The sequence below is a fragment of the Streptomyces sp. 2323.1 genome (assembly GCF_900221035.1).
Taxonomy (GTDB): domain Bacteria; phylum Actinomycetota; class Actinomycetes; order Streptomycetales; family Streptomycetaceae; genus Streptomyces; species Streptomyces sioyaensis.
In genome coordinates, this window is the sequence record NZ_LT907981.1 from 4,599,798 (window position 1) to 4,615,138 (window position 15,341).

Genomic DNA, 15,341 nt, shown 5'->3' on the forward strand with positions numbered 1-15,341 from the left:
GGCCGCCGCCCGGTGGGTCGCCGTCCCGGTGGGTCACCTCACCGGAGGGCCGCCGTCGGGTCCGCCATCCTGGTGGCCGGGCCGCTTCCGGGCGGCGAACAGCTCCGCCTGGCGGTCCGGGGGCAGGTTGCCCAGCGCGATCAGCTGCGGGGCGTGCGCCAGGGCCGGTGCCGCGGCCGCCTCCCGGGCCGCCCACAGGGCGCGTACGGTGCCCTGGACCGCTTCGGTCGGCTGGGCGGCGAGCACGGCCGCGCGGCGCAGCGCCACCTCGGCGGCGGCGCCGGGCGCGGTCAGCTCGGAGACCAGGCCGATCCGGTAGGCGCGGGGTGCGCCCAGCCGCTCCGCCGTCCCCATCAGCGCCAGCCGGGCGATCTCCCCGTAGGGCATCCGCTGCGCCATGGACATGGATTCGTACGCGCTGACCATCCCGTAGGTGGTGTGCGGGTCGAAGAAGGTGGAGTTCTCCGAGGCGATGAGGAACTCGGCCTCGCCCAGGAGGTAGAAGGCGCCGCCGCAGGCCATGCCGTCGACGGCGGCGATCACCGGCTTCCACAGGTCGTTGGCCTTCGGGCCGATGTGGAGCAGCGGGTCGTCCAGGGAGAAGGGCGAGGAGGGCTGGGGCACGTGTGCGGAGCGGTCCAGGCCGGTGCAGAAGGCCCGGCCGCCGGCGCCGGTGATCACCGCGGCCCGTACGGCGTCGTCGCAGCGGAACGCCCGCCAGGTGGCGGCGAGTTCGGCGGCGGTGTCCAGGTCGAGGGCGTTGTGCCGGTCGGGCCGGTCGAGGGTGACCAGGGCGACGCCGTCCTTGACCGCGATCCGCAGGGTCATGGCCGCTCCAGGAGCCAGCGGGGCACGGTCACGCCTTCCGGGAGGGTGTGGAAGGCGGCCTTCACCGGGGCGCCGATGCGCAGCCGGGCGGGGGCGACGGAGTTGAGCGGGGCGTCGGCGGCGGTGACGAGGTTGCCGACGAGGCGGATGCGCGGGGCCTCCGCCAGCTCCACGACGATCGCGTTGTAGCCGGGCAGGGCGGCGTACGCGGGCAGCAGCGGGGGGTGCGGCAGTACGTAGGACCAGATGCGTCCGCGGCCGCTCATCTTCTGCCAGCGGGCGGCGAAGGACTGGCAGTGCGGGCAGCAGGGCCGGGGCGGGAAGCGCAGCGCGCCGCAGTCGTCGCAGGCCTGGACGCGCAGCTCGCCCCTGGCGGCGTACTCCCAGAACGGGGCGCCGTCCTCGTCGGGGACGGGAAGCAGCAGGCCGGCGCCGTCGTCGGGCCGGTTGTCAGTGGCGGGTGGCACTCTCGGTGTCATGGCATCGCGCACGGATTCCCGCACGGGCCCGCCGGCGGGCTCACGAAGGGTCATGGCGTCTCAACTCCTCAGCAGCAGGGCCGAGGTGGGGACGCCCTCGCCCGCGGTGACCAGACAGGTGGCGGCGCCGGGGACCTGCGCGGTGCTGGTGCCGCGCAGTTGCTTGACGCCTTCGGTGATGAGGTTGAAGCCGTGGACGTAGGCCTCCGAGAGGCCGCCGCCGCCGGTGTTGAGCGGCAGCCGGCCGCCGGTCTCCAGGGCGCCGCCCTCGGTGAAGGCCGCGCCCTCGCCGCGCCCGCAGAAGCCGTAGCCCTCCAGCGAGAGGGGGATCAGGGGGGTGAAGGCGTCATAGATCTGTGCCACGTCGACGTCCTGCGGGCCCAGGTCGGCGCCCTTCCACAACTGCCGGGCGGCGGTCCAGGCGGGGCCGGTGAGCGGGTCGTCGTTCCAGTAGTTGACCATGCCGTGGTGCTGGGCGGGCAGGCCCTGGGCGGCGGCGTGGACGTAGACGGGGCGGTGCCGGCAGTCGCGGGCGCGCTCGGCCGCGACCACCACACAGGCCAGCGCGCCGTCGGTCTCCAGGCAGTTGTCGAAGAGGCAGAGCGGCTCGCTGATCCAGCGGGCGGTCATGTACATCTCGCGGGTCAGCGGGCGTTCGTACATCAGCGCGGCCGGGTTCTGGTTGGCGCGGTTGCGGCAGGCGAGGGCGACGTTGAAGAAGTGGTCGCGGGTGGCGCCGTATTCGTGCATGTAGCGGCGGGCCAGCATGCCGATCTCGTCGGCAGGGCGCAGCAGCCCGAAGGGGCGCGTCCACTGCCCCGGGGTGGGCAGCTGGACCCGGGTGTTCTTCCAGGGCCGCGGTCCCGAGCCGCGTTTGCGGGACCGCCAGGCGACGCCGACGCTGGCCTGGCCGGTGGCGATGGCGGCGGCCAGGTGGGCCACCGTCGCGCAGGAACCGCCGCCGCCGTAGCCGACCTTGGAGAAGTGGGTGACGTCCCCGGCACCGATGGCCTTGGCGATCTCGACCTCGTCGGTCTCCTCCATGGTGTAGGAGGCGAAGGCGTCCACCTCCGAGGGGGCGATCCCGGCGTCGGCCAGCGCCGCGACGATCGCCCGGCAGGCCAACTCCTTCTCCGATTGCGGGAGTTGCTTCGCGAACGGCGTCTGCCCGATGCCGGCTATCGCCGTAGCGTCCTTGAGGGTCGCCACCGTCGCCACCTCCGTGGTCGGTCGTCAGTGCTGACAGCGGAGGAGGCTACCGCTAATCTGACGACCAGTCAGCTAGTGTGGGCCGGCTCTTCGGCGGGAGGCAGTGCGATGCAGGACGATCCGGATGTGCGCGCCGATCTGGAGTACGGCGTCATCCCGCACCTCGTGCGCGCGGCCGCCCTGCGGTACGGCCCCCGGGAGGCCGTCGTCGAGGGCCGCACCCGGGTGTCGTACGCCGAGCTGGGGGAGCGGGTGGAGCGGGCGGCGGCGGCCTGCATCGCCGCCGGCGTCGCCCCCGGCGACCGCGTCGCCGTCTGGGCGCCCAACACCCTCGACTGGATCGTCTCCGCGCTCGGGGCGGTCACCGCCGGCGCCGTCCTCGTCCCGGTCAACACCCGCTTCAAGGGCACCGAAGCCGCCTACGTCCTGCGCCGCACCCGCGCCCGGCTCCTCTTCGTCACCGGCACCTTCCTCGGCACGTCCTACGCCGCCTCGCTCCGCCGCGCCGCCCGGGAAGGCACCGGCCGCGGCCCGCTGCCCGGACTGCCGCAGCTGGAGCAGGTCGTGGTGCTCGCCGACGACGCCCCCGCGGACTTCGTCACCTGGCAGGACTTCCTCGCCGGCGGCGCGTCCGTGCCCCCGCAGACGGTCCGCGCCCGGGCCGATGCGCTGCGCCCCGAGGACGCCTCGGACATCATCTTCACCTCCGGCACCACCGGCCACCCCAAGGGCGCCGTGATCACGCATGGGCAGACGCTGCGTGCCTATGACGTCTGGAGCGAACTCGCCGGCCTGAGGGAGGGCGACCGCTATCTGATCGTCAACCCGTTCTTCCACACCTTCGGCTACAAGGCCGGGGTCATCGCCTGTCTGCTGCGCGGTGCGACGATGGTCCCGCAGCCGGTCTTCAGCGTGGAGACCGCGCTCGCCCATATCGCCGCCGAGCAGATCTCCGTCCTTCCCGGCCCGCCCACCCTCCACCAACAGCTGCTCGACCACCCCGCCCGCGCCCGGTACGACCTGTCCGCGCTGCGCCTGGTGGTCACCGGCGCCGCCGTGGTCCCGCTGGAGCTGGTCGAGCGGCTGCGCAGCGAGCTGAAGATCTCCACCGTCCTGACCGCCTATGGGCTGTCGGAGAGCTCGGGCATCGTCACGATGTGCCGCCGCGGTGATCCGCCCGAGGTCATCGCCACGACCTCGGGCCGGGCGCTGCCCGGTACCGAGGTGCGGATCGCCGACGCCTCGGGCGGCCCGGCGGCCCCCGGCAAAGCGGGCGAGGTCCTGGTCCGCGGCTATCACGTGATGTCGGGCTACTTCGAGGACCCGGCCGGCACGGCCCGGGCGCTCACCCACGACGGCTGGCTGCGCACCGGCGACATCGGCGTCCTCGACGCGGCGGGCAACCTCCGGATCACCGACCGCCTCAAGGACATGTTCATCGTCGGCGGCTTCAACGCCTACCCCGCCGAAATAGAGCAACTCCTCGGCCGCCACCCGGACATCGCCGAGGTCGCGGTCGTCGGCGTACCCGACCCCCGGCTCGGCGAGGTCGGCAAGGCCTACGCGGTCCGCCGGGCCGGCTCGCTGCTCACCGCCGACGACCTGATCGCCTGGTCCCGCCGCGAGATGGCCAACTACAAGGTCCCGCGGGAGGTCGCCTTCGTCTCCGCGCTCCCGCGCAACGCCAGCGGCAAGATACTCAAGACCCGGCTGCGGCACGGCGTCCCGGGGCCCGCACCCGCGTGATCCGCCGGCCGCCGTACCGGGCCCCTGCGGACCACGGCGGCCTGTGCGCCCGGGGGTGCTCAGGGGGTCCGGCGGCCGCTGCGCTCCGCCGGACCGACCCCCGCAGACCGCGGCGCCCTACGCCCCCGGAGGCGCCCAGTCGGGCCGCCGGCCGCTGAGTGCCACCACCCGGTCGAGCAGCGGTGCGTCCTCGGATACCGGGACCGGGGGGCCGAAGGGCCCTTCTTTCGGCCGGCCCTCCTCGGCCCAGGAGGAGAGCAGCGCATGGCAGGTGTCCAGGTCGTCCCGGCCGGGCGCGTAGTCCTGCCCCGTGGCGCGCGCCAGGTCCCAGCCGTGCAGCACCAGCTCATTGAGGGCGACCCGGCCCGCGACCGCGCCCGGCAGGACGATCCCGGCCCGGGTCTCCCCCTCCCACGCCTGCGGGTCGCGCCAGGCCTCGACCATCCCGCCGAGGTTGCGCGCCAGCTCGGCCCGCCAGCCGGGCTCCACATCGGGCCGGTGCGCCCCGTCCGGGGGACCGCTGGTCGCCGGGCCCGTCTGCTTGCGCGCCACGTCCTGGAAGGCGCCGGCCAGCCCGACGAGATGCCCCAGGAGGTGGCGTACGGCGTAGGTCTCGCAGGGGGTGGGCGCATCCAGCCGCGCCTCGTCGGTGTGTTCCGCGAGCTGTGCCACCAGCCGGGCCTGCGCCGCGAGGTCGATCATCTCGGTCATCGTCCGGGTTCCTTCCGCTCCAAGGGGACCGTGCCGGCGCAGAGCTGCCGCCGCACTCCCAGTGAAGACTCCGCCCGGGCCCGGAACTCATCGCCACACCGCCGAAGACGTCCGACTACTCCGTGTACCGCGCCCGCAGGGCCGCCTTCAGCACCTTGTTCAGCGGCCCGCCGCGCGGCAGCTCCGCAGTGATCTCCAGCTGCTCCGGCAGCTTCTGCACCATCAGCCCGGCCGCCCGCAGATGCGCGGTCAGGCCGTCCAGGGTGGGCGGCGGCGCGGCCGGGTCGGCGGGGGTGACCACCGCGCACACCCGCTCGCCGCGCTCCCGGTCCGGCAGCCCGATCACCGCCGCCTGCGCCACCGACGGATGGGTGTGCAGCAGATCCTCGATCTCCTGCGCGGAGATGTTCTCGCCCTTGCGGATGATGATGTCCTTGAGCCGCCCGGTGAGCACCAGGTGCCCGTCGGGGCGTACGGCCCCCAGGTCACCGGTGTGGAAGTAGCCCTCGGCGTCGAAGGCCTCGGCGGTCAGCGCCGGGTCGGTGTAGCGCCGGAACAGCATCGAGCCCTTGAGCGTCACCTCACCGCTCTCCCCGACCCCGGCCTCGGACCCGTCCGGCCGGGCTATCCGCACCCGCGCGCCCACGACCGGCTTGCCGACCGTCCGCGCCAGCTGCTCGTCGCTGTCGTACGGCGTGCCCATCGCGATCATCGGGCACTCGGTCATCCCGTAGCCGTGCACGACCGCGCACGCCAGCTCCTGCCCGGCCGCCCGGTAGAGCTCCGGCGGCATCGGCGCCCCGCCGCCGGACAGCAGCCGCAGCGACGGGATCAGCCGGCCGGCCTGCGGCAGCCGCTGCCGGTAGTGCCGCGACTCATCGAGAAATGCCTGGTAGAAGGCGGTACTTCCGCCGGCCATGGTCACGCCGTGCCGCCGGTAGACGTCGGCCGCCCGGCCCGGCTCGAAGCTGTCCAGGACGACCGCCGGAAACCCGCTGACCAGCATGGCGACGACATAGTCCGGACCGGCGATATGCGCGTACGGGAAGGCGATCGAGCCGATGTCGTCCGGGGACATCCCCAGCGCGGTGGCCAGCCCGATGCCACCGGCGATGAGGGTGGCATCGGTGTGCTCGACGCCCTTGGGGGCACTGGTGGTGCCGGAGGTGTAGTAGATCCAGGTGGTCTCCCCGTCGCCGGCGGGCACCGGTTCCGGCAGCCCGGCCGGGCCCCCCACCGGCAGCCCCTCGTCCACCGGGAGCACCCGCACCCCGTCCCCGGCGAGCGTGCGCACCATCGCGGTGTGGTCGAACCCCCGCCACACGCCCGGTACGAGCACCCACTCCGCCGCCGACTCCGCAAGGATGAAGCCCACTTCGCGTTCCCGGTGAAGGGGAATGACGGGTATCTGTACGGCCCCGAGCCGGGCCAGCGCCAGCGACGCGATCACCGTGTCGATCCGGGTGGGCAACTGCCAGGCCACCCGCGTTCCTGCCCCGATCCCCAAGGCCAGGAATCCGGCGGCGACATGGCGCGCCTGGTCCCGCACCTCGTCAAAGGTCGCGGTCCGTCCATACGCGTCGAAGAACATCGGCGCGCCCTGCGAGGCCCGCGCGCGGTACTCGACCAGTTCCCAGAGCGTGTCTACGCGAGCCGATTCGAACACGGCGCCTCCTCGCTGAACGCGGGTGGCGTGACTGTAGCACCAAGGGCTGACGCATCGTCAGATACGTGCGTCAGGCGGTGATATGGGAACCCGTTAGGGGATGTGGCTGTCCAGCGGCACCAATGGCGTGTGACCTTCGCCGGCCAGTATCGGCCGGTGCCTGTCCAGGGGCGCCACCGGCATGTGGCTGTCCATGGGCGCCACGGGCGTGTGGCCCTTCGGTGCCGCCGCAGCGGTGGGCGGGGCGGGCATGTGGCTGTCGGCCATGACGGGTACGGCGGTACCGCCTAAGGCGACGAGCGCCAGTGCGCCGATGGCGAGGGCTTTCTTCGGGTAGATCATGCCAACTCCTCCATAAAGAGACGGGTGTTGCTCTGTGTCACAAAAATAGCGGTTGAAGTGCGCAAATGTTCGACTTCTCGCCGGAGAGATACCTACGGAGGTCGGACCGACCGCAGGAACGCCGCAGGGACTGGTGTCGGTGGCTTCCCCTCCCGGCCATCGACACCAGCCCCTGCGGTCCCCCGAAACGCCCCCGTTGGCTCAGGCGGTGCAGCGATCCCCCCGTATCCCCCGTTGGTGCTGCGTTCCCCCGATTCCCCCGAATCCCCCCGTGGGCTCAGTTGGTGCTACTGCGGCTTGCCGACAGGCTGGTGGTTGTCCGCGGCGATCCGCCCACCGGGAACCGGCTGGTGATTGTCGTCAGTAGTGGCCTGCACACCGGCCCCGGCGATGGGCTGGTGGTTGTCGAGAGGCTTGACGACGTCGCGGTCCCCCTGCGGCGCGATGCCGGCCCCGGCGATCGGCTGGTGGTTGTCAAGGGGCTTGATGACGTCGCGGTCCCCCTGCGGCGCGATGCCGGCCCCGGCGATGGGCTGGTGGTTGTCGAGCGGCTTCACGACGTCGCGGTCGTTCAGATGCTGTACCTGCTTCTCGGTGCTCATTGCCATCAACTCCTGTGTGGGCGCTAACTCTGCCGCGCCCGCCCGGAGACTCCCCCGAGGACCGCCGGACGGGCGCGACACGGCCGCTCACCCTAGCTGGGCGGCCTGGTCACCGAGCCGCTTGCCCCCCGAGGCGGCGGATCGGTAAGGAAGAGACTGGCCCTGCCCGATGAACGATCGATAAACGTCGACGATGAGCGCCCCGGCCTGCGCTTATGCGACCACCGGGGGAGCCAGAAGCGCCTCGACCGTTGTGCTTTCCGGTGACCCGACACGCTCGAACATGGCCAGTGCCTCCTGCCAGCACACCCGTGCCCGGTCGGTGTGACCGATGTCGTTGAGCGCCCGCCCGAGCGTGGTGAGGACACTGGCCCGCCGGGATTCGCCGCCGATGCCACGCAGGGCGGCCAGCGCCTGCTCGGCATGGTTGGCGGCGGCAGCCGGCCGGCGTGCCGCGAGGTCGAGCTCGGCCAGCCGGAAGTTGGTCATGCCTTCCCAGAACCTCTGCCGACTGTCCTGGAAGATGGCCAGAGCGGCGCCGAGTTGCTCGGCCGCCTCCACGAGCCGGTTGGCCCGTGTGTAGGCGAGCGCGAGGGCGTACATTCCGTTGGCGAGCCGGCGCTTGGCGCCTACCCGGCGGTAGATGGCGATACCTTCCTCGGCCAGCTGGATGGCACTGTCCACCCGTCCGGTGTCCAGGTGGACCCGGGAGAGATTGCACAGCGCACTGGCCTCGGACTGCCAGTTGCGATCCGCGCGGAACGCGGTCAGGGCCTGCCGCAGGTAGGCCTCCGCATCGTCGTGCCGACGCTGCGAGTTGGCGATGATGGCCCGGTCGTTGGGTGCGTACGAGGAGGAGAACGGGTCTTCGGCGGCCATGCCGAGCAGCATGGCGGACTTGGCGTTCTCGTCGGCTTCGTCGAGCCGTCCTGCGAGCGTGCGGACATAGGTGAGGGCGGTGTGGCTCCTCGCCTGCGCATGCTGGTCCCCGGCCTCCTGGGCGGCGGTCAGCAAGGAGATGTTGGCCTGCTCGTACTGGAGCGCGTCGGCGCCGGATTCGGCCAGGTCCTTGGTGAGCAGTATGAGGTCGACGGCGCGCCGCAAGGTTGCCGGACCGCCGCATTGGCGGGCGCAGGCCAGCAGGCAGCCGGCCTCGCTGAACAGCCATTCCAGGGCGGTGGTGCGGTCGGTGAACTCCAGCCCCGGGTAGGTGGTGGCCTCCATGTGGTCCACGAGTCGGTCGCCGGGGCGTTCGAGCACGTACATGTTGGCGGCCGTGGCGGAGTAGAAGTCCAGCAGCCGTGACAGGGCCGCGGCGCGTTCGGAGGGGGGCTGTTCGTCGCGCTCGGCGCAGTCACGCGCGTAGAGCCGTACGAGGTCGTGGTAGCGGTAGCGCCCCGGCGCCGCGGATTCCAGCAGGGAGGTGTCCACGAGGGACTCCAGCAGCTCCTCGGCCGCATCGGCGTCCAGATCGAGGATCGCGGCGGCGGCCGCGAGCGAGATGTCCGGCCCCTCGGCCAGTCCCAGCAGCCGGAACGCCCGGGCCTGCTGGGGTTCCAGTTGGCCGTAACCCAATTCGAAGGTGGCCTTGACCGCGAGGTCGCCGGCGCGGAGTTCATCCAGCCGGCGGCGCTCGTCGGCGAGCTTGCGGGCCAGGATGGAGACCGTCCACGTCCGGCGTGCGGCCAGGCGGGAGGCGGCGATGCGGATGGCCAGGGGCAGGAAGCCACACGCGCCGACGACCGCCATCACCGCCTTCCGCTCGGAGCTGACCCGTTCCTCGCCGACGATCCGGGTGAAGAGGTTCATGGCCTCTTCAGGGCTCATGACGTCGAGATCGATGAGGTGGGCGCCGGCCAGATCGATCATGCGGGCGCGGCCGGTGATCAGGGCGGCGCAGCCCTCCGTACCGGGGAGCAGTGGCCGGACCTGCGCGGCGTCGCGGGCGTTGTCCAGGAGCGCCAGGACGCGTCGGCCGGCGAGGGTGGAGCGGTAGAGGGCGGAACGCTCCTCCAGTCCGTCGGGGATGGAGGAGTCCGGGGTGCCCAGGGAGCGCAGGAAGGCGCCGAGTACGGCTTCGGGCTCGGACGGGGTCTGTCCGGCGCCCTGCAGGTCTACGTAGAGCTGCCCGTCGGGGAAGTGCTCGCGGGCGGCGTGTGCGACATGGACGGCGAGGGTCGTCTTGCCGACTCCGCCGATACCGGTGAGCGCGGAGACGGCCATCACGCTGCCCTCAGCGGTGGCGAGTTGTGCGCCGAGTTCGGAGACGAAGGTCGTACGGCCGGTGAAGTCCGCCACGGTGGCCGGTAGTTGCTGTGGGCGCACGATGACCTGGTCGGTGGATTCCGGGCCGTCGCTGGTGACGGGTGGCGCGTCCAGATCGATGTCCGCACGCAGGATCCGCTGGTGGAGGTCGGAGAGGGAGGCGCACGGATCGACGCCCAGCTCATCGGCGAGCAGCCGGCGGGTGTCGGCGTACACCGCGAGCGCCTCGGCCTGCCGTCCGCTGCGGTACAACGCCAGCATGAGGAGTTCGCGCAGCCGCTCGCGCAGTGGGTGGGCGGCGGTGAGCGCGGTCAGCTCGGACACCACGTCGGCATGCCGACCACATTCCAGTATCAGTTCGAGCCGGGCCTCGGTGAGGGACAGCCGCCACTCGTCAAGGCGGGTGCGCTGGGTTTCGGCGTACGGACCGGCGAGGCCGGCCAGCGGCTCGCCGTCCCACAATGCCAGTGCGCTTTCCAGGAGTTCACGGGCTCGCCCGCGGTCGCCGGAGGCCTTGGCCTTCTCCGCCTCGGCGGCGTACTGCTCGGCACGGTCGTGGTCGAGGTCCAGGTCACGGCCGTTCACCGGCCGGATGGCATAGCCGCCGGACTCGCTGACCAGGGCGTCGGCGTCCGCCCCCAGCGCCTTGCGGAGCCGGGAGGCGTATGTACGCAGCGCGGCGAGCGCGGCATGCGGCGGCTCGTCGCCCCACAGGGCGTCGACGAGTTCGGCCGCGGTGGCGGTCCGTCCGCCGCGCAGCAGTAGTGCGGCGAGCAGCGCGCGCTGCTGCGGGGAGCCCGCTGCCAGCGGCGTTGTGCCACGCCACGCCCGTACGGGACCGAGCACGGTGAAGCGGAGTCGCTCCCGCCCCGGACCGTCGTCCATGGTGCCCCCCTGCTCTCAGCCGTTTGTTCGCACTGTGCGCACTGCCTTGCTGTGCGCAACGGTCAGTCTGCCTTGTTGCGCCCGCTTCCGTCAGTAGGGGTCCCGACCGCGCACAAAGCCTCCCGCCTGATCGGGGCCGGGGCGGGGCGGCGCACGGAGAGAGCGCGGAGGCAAACCCTCCGTGCGCCCTCACGTTCCAGGGGCTTCCGACGCTCGTGGCTGACGGATCGTCAGATCGACGCTACCGTATCCGGCATGGCGACCTTCCCCAGGATCATTTCGGTGGACGACCACACGGTGGAGCCCCCCAACGTCTGGCTGGACCGGCTCCCGTCGAAGTACCACGGCACCGGCCCGCGGATCGTCCGGGCGCCCGTGAAGGAAATGTCCTTCGTCGGCGGAAAGTTCGCTCCAAAGATGGGTGCGGAGGGTGACGACGGCCCGATAGCCGACTGGTGGGTCTACGAGGATCTGCACCGCCCGCTGACCCGCCTCGACACCGCCGTGGGCCACTCCCGCGACGACATCCGGCTCGAAGGGATCACCTACGAGCAGATGCGCCCCGGCTCCTTCAGCGTGCCCGAGCGACTGGCCGACATGGACGTCAACCACGTGCAGTCCGCCCTGTGTTTCCCCACCTTCCCCCGCTTCTGCGGCCAGACCTTCACCGAGGCCAAGGACCGCGAGCTGGGGCTGCTCGGCGTACGGGCCTACAACGACTGGATGGTGGAGGAGTGGTGCGGCCCGCAGGCACAGGGCCGGCTGATCCCGCTCACCCTCGTCCCCCTGTGGGACGCGGAACTGGCCGCCGCGGAGGTACGGCGCAATGCGGCCCGCGGCGTCCGCGCCGTCTGCTTCAGCGAAATCCCGCCCCATCTGGGCCTGCCCAGCATCCACACCGACTACTGGGACCCCTTCCTGCGCGCCTGCGACGAGACCGGCACGGTCATCGCCATGCACATCGGCTCCTCGTCCAAGATGCCCTCGACTTCGGCGGACGCCCCACCCGCCGTCGGCTCCACGATCACCTTCGCCAACTGCTGCTTCTCGATGGTCGACTGGCTGATGAGCGGCAAGTTCGACCGCTTCCCCCACCTGAAGATCATGTACGCCGAGGGCCAGATCGGCTGGATCCCGTACATCCTGGAGCGCGCGAACGTGGTCTGGGAGGAGAACCGCGCCTGGGGCGGCGTCGCCGACAAGGTCCTCCGCCCGCCGACCGAACTCTTCGCCGAGCACGTCTACGGCTGCTTCTTCGACGACGCCTTCGGCCTGCGGAACCTCGACGCGATCGGCGTCGGCAATGTCCTGTACGAGACCGACTACCCGCACTCGGACTCCACCTGGCCGAAGTCGAGGGAGGTCGGCGAGTCCCAGATGGGCCACCTGACCCCGGACGTCGTGGAACGGATCGTGCGCGGCAATGCGATTGAGCTGCTGGGGCTGACGGGGGAGGGGCTTTGGGCGGGGGCGGGGGGCTGAGGCGGCAAGGCTGCCGGTCGGCCATCTACCGGGCGGCGGGCATGGTGCCGTCGCGCCAGTCGTTCACGCGCTTCCGGATGGCGGCGACCATCGGAAGCGCGTCGACCTCTCCGGGCCCGAACCAGCGGACGTCCGTGGATTCCTCGGACACCGCCAGCTGCCCGGCCACGGGGCGCGCCAGGAAGCAGACGGAGAGTTCCTGCCGTACTTCGCCGTCGTCGTAGGCGAAGACATGATGCGGATCGGAATAGGTGCCGACGATGCCGACGACCTCGACGTCCATCCCCGTCTCCTCACGGGTTTCCCGGACGGCGCAGTCCGGCAGTGATTCACCGATGTGCATGGCGCCGCCGGGAAGCGCCCACATGCCGTTGTCGCGCCGGCGTTGCAGCAGGATGCGGCCGGACTCGTCGACCACGACCGCGGAGGCGGCCGGAACCAGACTGTTCGCCTGCGGAGCGTCCGGATCGTTCTCGTAGTCACGCCTGGCCATGGGATTGCCCTTCCGTGCAAGGGATCAACACGTAACGCCGTGCCCCGTACTCTGACAGTGACGAGCTGTACAGAGAGGGGCAAGGCCGTGTCCGTGTCTTCCGATGCTCCGCCGGATCCGTTTGTCGAACCGGTTGCCTTTGGCCAGCGAATGCAGATCCTGCGGACCCGTAGAGGGATGAGCCGTCACGTCCTGGCCGGGCTGCTGGGCAAGTCGCCGAGCTGGGTCAAGCAGGTCGAGGGCGGGCGCCTGCAGATGCCCAAGCTGCCCATGGTCTTGCGGATCGCGGAGGCGCTCAGGGTTCGGGACCTGTCCGAGCTGACCGGGGACCAGTCGATGGCGATCGCCCTGTTCACCGGTCCGGGGCATGCCCGGCTGCCGCACGTGCGGTCGGCCCTCAACGCATTCCCGCTGACCACGCGGTGCGAGGCGCCGGCGCCGGAGCACCTCCGGGAGCGCCTCGTCCGTGCCTGGGCCGCCCGGCATTCCGCTCCTCACCACCGTGACGTCATCGGCGCCCTGCTGCCGGATCTGATCCGGGAAGCACAACTGGCGGTGTTGCAGGCCGACTCGGCGAGTCAGCGGCGTACGGCGCAGCGGACTTTGTCCGAGGTGTACAGCCTCAGCCAGTTCTTCCTCGCCTACCAACCGGATGCCTCGCTGTTGTGGCGGGTGGTGGAGCGAGGGATGGTCGCCGCGCAGGAATCCGAGGATCCGCATGCCATCGGCGTATCTGCGTGGCTGGCGACTCAGGCGCACCGGGACAGTGGGCACGCGCATTTCGACGCTGCCGACGCGGTGAATCTGGAGACCATCCGCTATCTGGAGCCGCTGCTGCCGGATGCCGGAAACGATGTGCTCGCCATTACGGGAGCCCTGCAGTTCGAGGCCGGGTACACGGCAGCCCGCCGCGGCGACACCGGGACCGCCTGGCGCTATTGGGACGTGGCGCGCGCCATGGCCGAACGGCTGCCCGCCGACTACTTCCACCCCGTCACCTCCTTCTCGCGAGCCGTCATGGGTGCGCACGCGGTCACCGTCGCGGTCGAGCTGCACGCAGGACCGGAGAGCGTCCGGCAGGCGGCCGCTGCGGACACCACGACCCTCCCCTCGCGCCCCAGGCGTGCCCGGCACCGCATCGAGGAAGCACGCGGATATCAGCTCGACGGGCAGGCGGAGGCCGCCCTCGCAGCCCTCGGCAAGGCATACGAGGCCGCACCGGAAACCGTGCGCTACAACGGCTACGCCCGGCGCATCGTCCTCGAAGAGGCGGACTCGAAGAATCCGGCACAGCGACGGCGGGCGAGCGAACTGGCGGTGAGAATCGGCGCGCTGGCGGCGTGAGCAAAGGGGCACAAAGTGTGCCCCTGCTGCTTTCTCCGGGCCCCTACGGTCAGTCATCGCACGACTACCGAAGCCCCTGCGGTCGTGGTTGGCGCGGCTCGGGGCGTGACCCATCTGAGAAAGCAGGTCGACGTGGCGAACTGTCTCACTCGCATCTTCCAGCCGCTGTTGCGGCTGTTACCGCCCGCCCCGGGTCGCCATCGGCAGGCCGATGACACCGCCGCCGCGACAACGCGTCTGCGCGCACTGCCCTCCTCTCCGTCCCAGTGCCCTTGGCCGTACGGCGTCGAGGAGGCCGTCCGGTGACAAACCCGCAGACGGCGCGGCTGCTGCCGTGGACGACCCCGGACGGGAAGACCTGCATTGTCGTGGGGGACGGCGACGGCTGCGTCTCACGGATTGCGGACGGCATGGAGGCCGTCCAGCTCGATATGGCCGAAGACCTGCTCGGCCACGCGGCCGACATGCTGGGCGACCGCAAGGCCACATTCCCGGAACTGCATTACCTGGCCTGCCAGTTGACCGGAAGTTTGCGTGACGTGCGCCGCGTGGCGGAAAGCAGAGGAGCGCGACTGCCGCGCAGGGGAGATGGTCATCGCATGACGGGATTCCTTCAGGTGTCCACGGCCACCGGGAACCGTGCGGAGGCCGTGGCGCTGGCGCAGTCCCTCGTGTCCGCGCGGCTCGCGGCCGGGGCGCAGATCGCGGGGCCGGTGGCCTCCGTATTCCGGCACGAGGGCGAGTGCGGCACGGGTGCGGAATGGCAGCTTCTCCTCAAGATCCGTGCCGACAGGTACGACGAGGTCGAGGCGCATCTGCTGGCGCACCACCCGTGGCGGAAGCCGGAGGTGACGGCCGTCCCGATGGTTGCCGGGGCGAAGGAATACCTGCACTGGATCGAGACGGCCACGGCGCGGGAGTGAGCGCGGGCCGGCACCCGTGCCTGGCGGGTCGGGAGCCGCCGACGGGCCTGTGGCGCCGGTCGTTCACTCTCCCGGCGGAGCAGCTTTCCGGGGTGTGGGCGCGGCAGAAGCACCACATCCCGCTCCGAAGGAAATCTGTCATGGCGAGAGTAGACATGTGGTTTGGATGGAGTTAGGGTTCCTTTTGTAGCCAAGATAGCGAAGAAGGCATGGCAGACATGAACTGCCGTGCATGCAGGTCAAAGCAGGTGTGGAACGGCAGTGGAGTAGCGGGGCCGGAAATGGTGGGTCCCGTCACTGGCTGCCGGGCCAAGCGGCCCAAGGGGCCGCAAGCAGTACCGCAAGATCAGAAGTACGACCGATTCA

General features: G+C 71.3%; 13 protein-coding genes. 4 read left to right on the forward strand and 9 right to left on the reverse strand.

All coding sequences use genetic code 11. The features are described 5' to 3' along the window. Positions 1–33: 33 nt before the first annotated feature. The 3 genes from CPH93_RS19820 to CPH93_RS19830 are packed head-to-tail and all read right to left on the reverse strand — an operon-like array spanning position 34 to position 2,516. Positions 34–828, reverse strand: coding sequence for an enoyl-CoA hydratase/isomerase family protein (locus tag CPH93_RS19820; RefSeq protein WP_096213583.1), 795 nt, complete (start codon positions 826–828; stop codon positions 34–36). Next, entirely contained in the window at positions 825–1,307 is a 483-nt protein-coding gene (locus CPH93_RS19825) for a Zn-ribbon domain-containing OB-fold protein (protein WP_096215511.1), read from the reverse strand. The genes CPH93_RS19820 and CPH93_RS19825 overlap by 4 nt, the downstream gene beginning before the upstream one ends. Positions 1,308–1,367: 60 nt before the next feature. After that, positions 1,368–2,516, reverse strand: a complete 1,149-nt coding sequence (locus CPH93_RS19830; protein ID WP_096213584.1) for a lipid-transfer protein — start codon at positions 2,514–2,516, stop codon at positions 1,368–1,370. 108 nt (positions 2,517–2,624) lie between these two features. Between CPH93_RS19830 and CPH93_RS19835 the strand changes: the two genes are divergently transcribed. Next, complete coding sequence (locus CPH93_RS19835; RefSeq protein WP_096213585.1) at positions 2,625–4,262, forward strand: FadD3 family acyl-CoA ligase; 1,638 nt, start codon at positions 2,625–2,627, stop codon at positions 4,260–4,262. Positions 4,263–4,379: 117 nt separating this feature from the next. Here the strand turns inward: CPH93_RS19835 and CPH93_RS19840 are convergent, their stop codons facing one another. The 5 genes from CPH93_RS19840 to CPH93_RS19860 form a co-directional block, all read right to left on the reverse strand. Then, a complete protein-coding gene (locus CPH93_RS19840) occupies positions 4,380–4,973 on the reverse strand; it encodes a TIGR03086 family metal-binding protein (RefSeq protein WP_096213586.1) in 594 nt (197 codons plus the stop codon). Positions 4,974–5,088: 115 nt separating this feature from the next. Continuing rightward, on the reverse strand, positions 5,089–6,639 hold the full coding sequence (locus tag CPH93_RS19845; protein ID WP_096213587.1) for a class I adenylate-forming enzyme family protein: 1,551 nt from the start codon (positions 6,637–6,639) through the stop codon (positions 5,089–5,091). Between the two features lie 93 nt (positions 6,640–6,732). After that, the gene (locus tag CPH93_RS19850) at positions 6,733–6,981 is read right to left on the reverse strand and encodes a hypothetical protein (RefSeq protein WP_096213588.1); all 249 of its coding nucleotides are present in this window, start codon (positions 6,979–6,981) and stop codon (positions 6,733–6,735) included. A 287-nt stretch (positions 6,982–7,268) separates the two neighbouring features. Then, entirely contained in the window at positions 7,269–7,583 is a 315-nt protein-coding gene (locus CPH93_RS19855) for a hypothetical protein (protein WP_197708708.1), read from the reverse strand. A gap of 213 nt (positions 7,584–7,796) precedes the next feature. Further along, positions 7,797–10,733 (reverse strand): AfsR/SARP family transcriptional regulator, encoded by a 2,937-nt coding sequence (locus tag CPH93_RS19860; RefSeq protein WP_096213589.1) that lies wholly within the window; start codon positions 10,731–10,733, stop codon positions 7,797–7,799. A 255-nt stretch (positions 10,734–10,988) separates the two neighbouring features. Here CPH93_RS19860 and CPH93_RS19865 point away from each other — a divergent pair, with 255 nt between their 5' ends. Further along, on the forward strand, positions 10,989–12,215 hold the full coding sequence (locus CPH93_RS19865) for an amidohydrolase family protein (RefSeq protein ID WP_093483738.1): 1,227 nt from the start codon (positions 10,989–10,991) through the stop codon (positions 12,213–12,215). Positions 12,216–12,240: 25 nt separating this feature from the next. Here the strand turns inward: CPH93_RS19865 and CPH93_RS19870 are convergent, their stop codons facing one another. Next, entirely contained in the window at positions 12,241–12,708 is a 468-nt protein-coding gene (locus CPH93_RS19870; RefSeq protein WP_096213590.1) for an NUDIX domain-containing protein, read from the reverse strand. Between the two features lie 93 nt (positions 12,709–12,801). Between CPH93_RS19870 and CPH93_RS19875 the strand changes: the two genes are divergently transcribed. Continuing rightward, positions 12,802–14,052, forward strand: coding sequence for a helix-turn-helix domain-containing protein (locus CPH93_RS19875; protein WP_173910001.1), 1,251 nt, complete (start codon positions 12,802–12,804; stop codon positions 14,050–14,052). Between the two features lie 410 nt (positions 14,053–14,462). Then, on the forward strand, positions 14,463–14,975 hold the full coding sequence (gene cutA / locus CPH93_RS37620; protein WP_443031396.1) for a divalent-cation tolerance protein CutA: 513 nt from the start codon (positions 14,463–14,465) through the stop codon (positions 14,973–14,975). Positions 14,976–15,341 lie beyond the last annotated feature (366 nt).

Coding starts and splice junctions, on each gene's coding strand:
- CPH93_RS19820 (WP_096213583.1), bottom strand. CDS start 828: ATGACCCTGCGGATCGCGGTCAAGGACGGCGTCGCCCTGGTCACCCTC.
- CPH93_RS19825 (WP_096215511.1), bottom strand. CDS start 1,307: ATGACACCGAGAGTGCCACCCGCCACTGACAACCGGCCCGACGACGGC.
- CPH93_RS19835 (WP_096213585.1), top strand. CDS start 2,625: ATGCAGGACGATCCGGATGTGCGCGCCGATCTGGAGTACGGCGTCATC.
- CPH93_RS19840 (WP_096213586.1), bottom strand. CDS start 4,973: ATGACCGAGATGATCGACCTCGCGGCGCAGGCCCGGCTGGTGGCACAG.
- CPH93_RS19850 (WP_096213588.1), bottom strand. CDS start 6,981: ATGATCTACCCGAAGAAAGCCCTCGCCATCGGCGCACTGGCGCTCGTC.
- CPH93_RS19855 (WP_197708708.1), bottom strand. CDS start 7,583: ATGAGCACCGAGAAGCAGGTACAGCATCTGAACGACCGCGACGTCGTG.
- CPH93_RS19860 (WP_096213589.1), bottom strand. CDS start 10,733: ATGGACGACGGTCCGGGGCGGGAGCGACTCCGCTTCACCGTGCTCGGT.
- CPH93_RS19865 (WP_093483738.1), top strand. CDS start 10,989: ATGGCGACCTTCCCCAGGATCATTTCGGTGGACGACCACACGGTGGAG.
- CPH93_RS19870 (WP_096213590.1), bottom strand. CDS start 12,708: ATGGCCAGGCGTGACTACGAGAACGATCCGGACGCTCCGCAGGCGAAC.
- cutA (WP_443031396.1), top strand. CDS start 14,463: ATGGAGGCCGTCCAGCTCGATATGGCCGAAGACCTGCTCGGCCACGCG.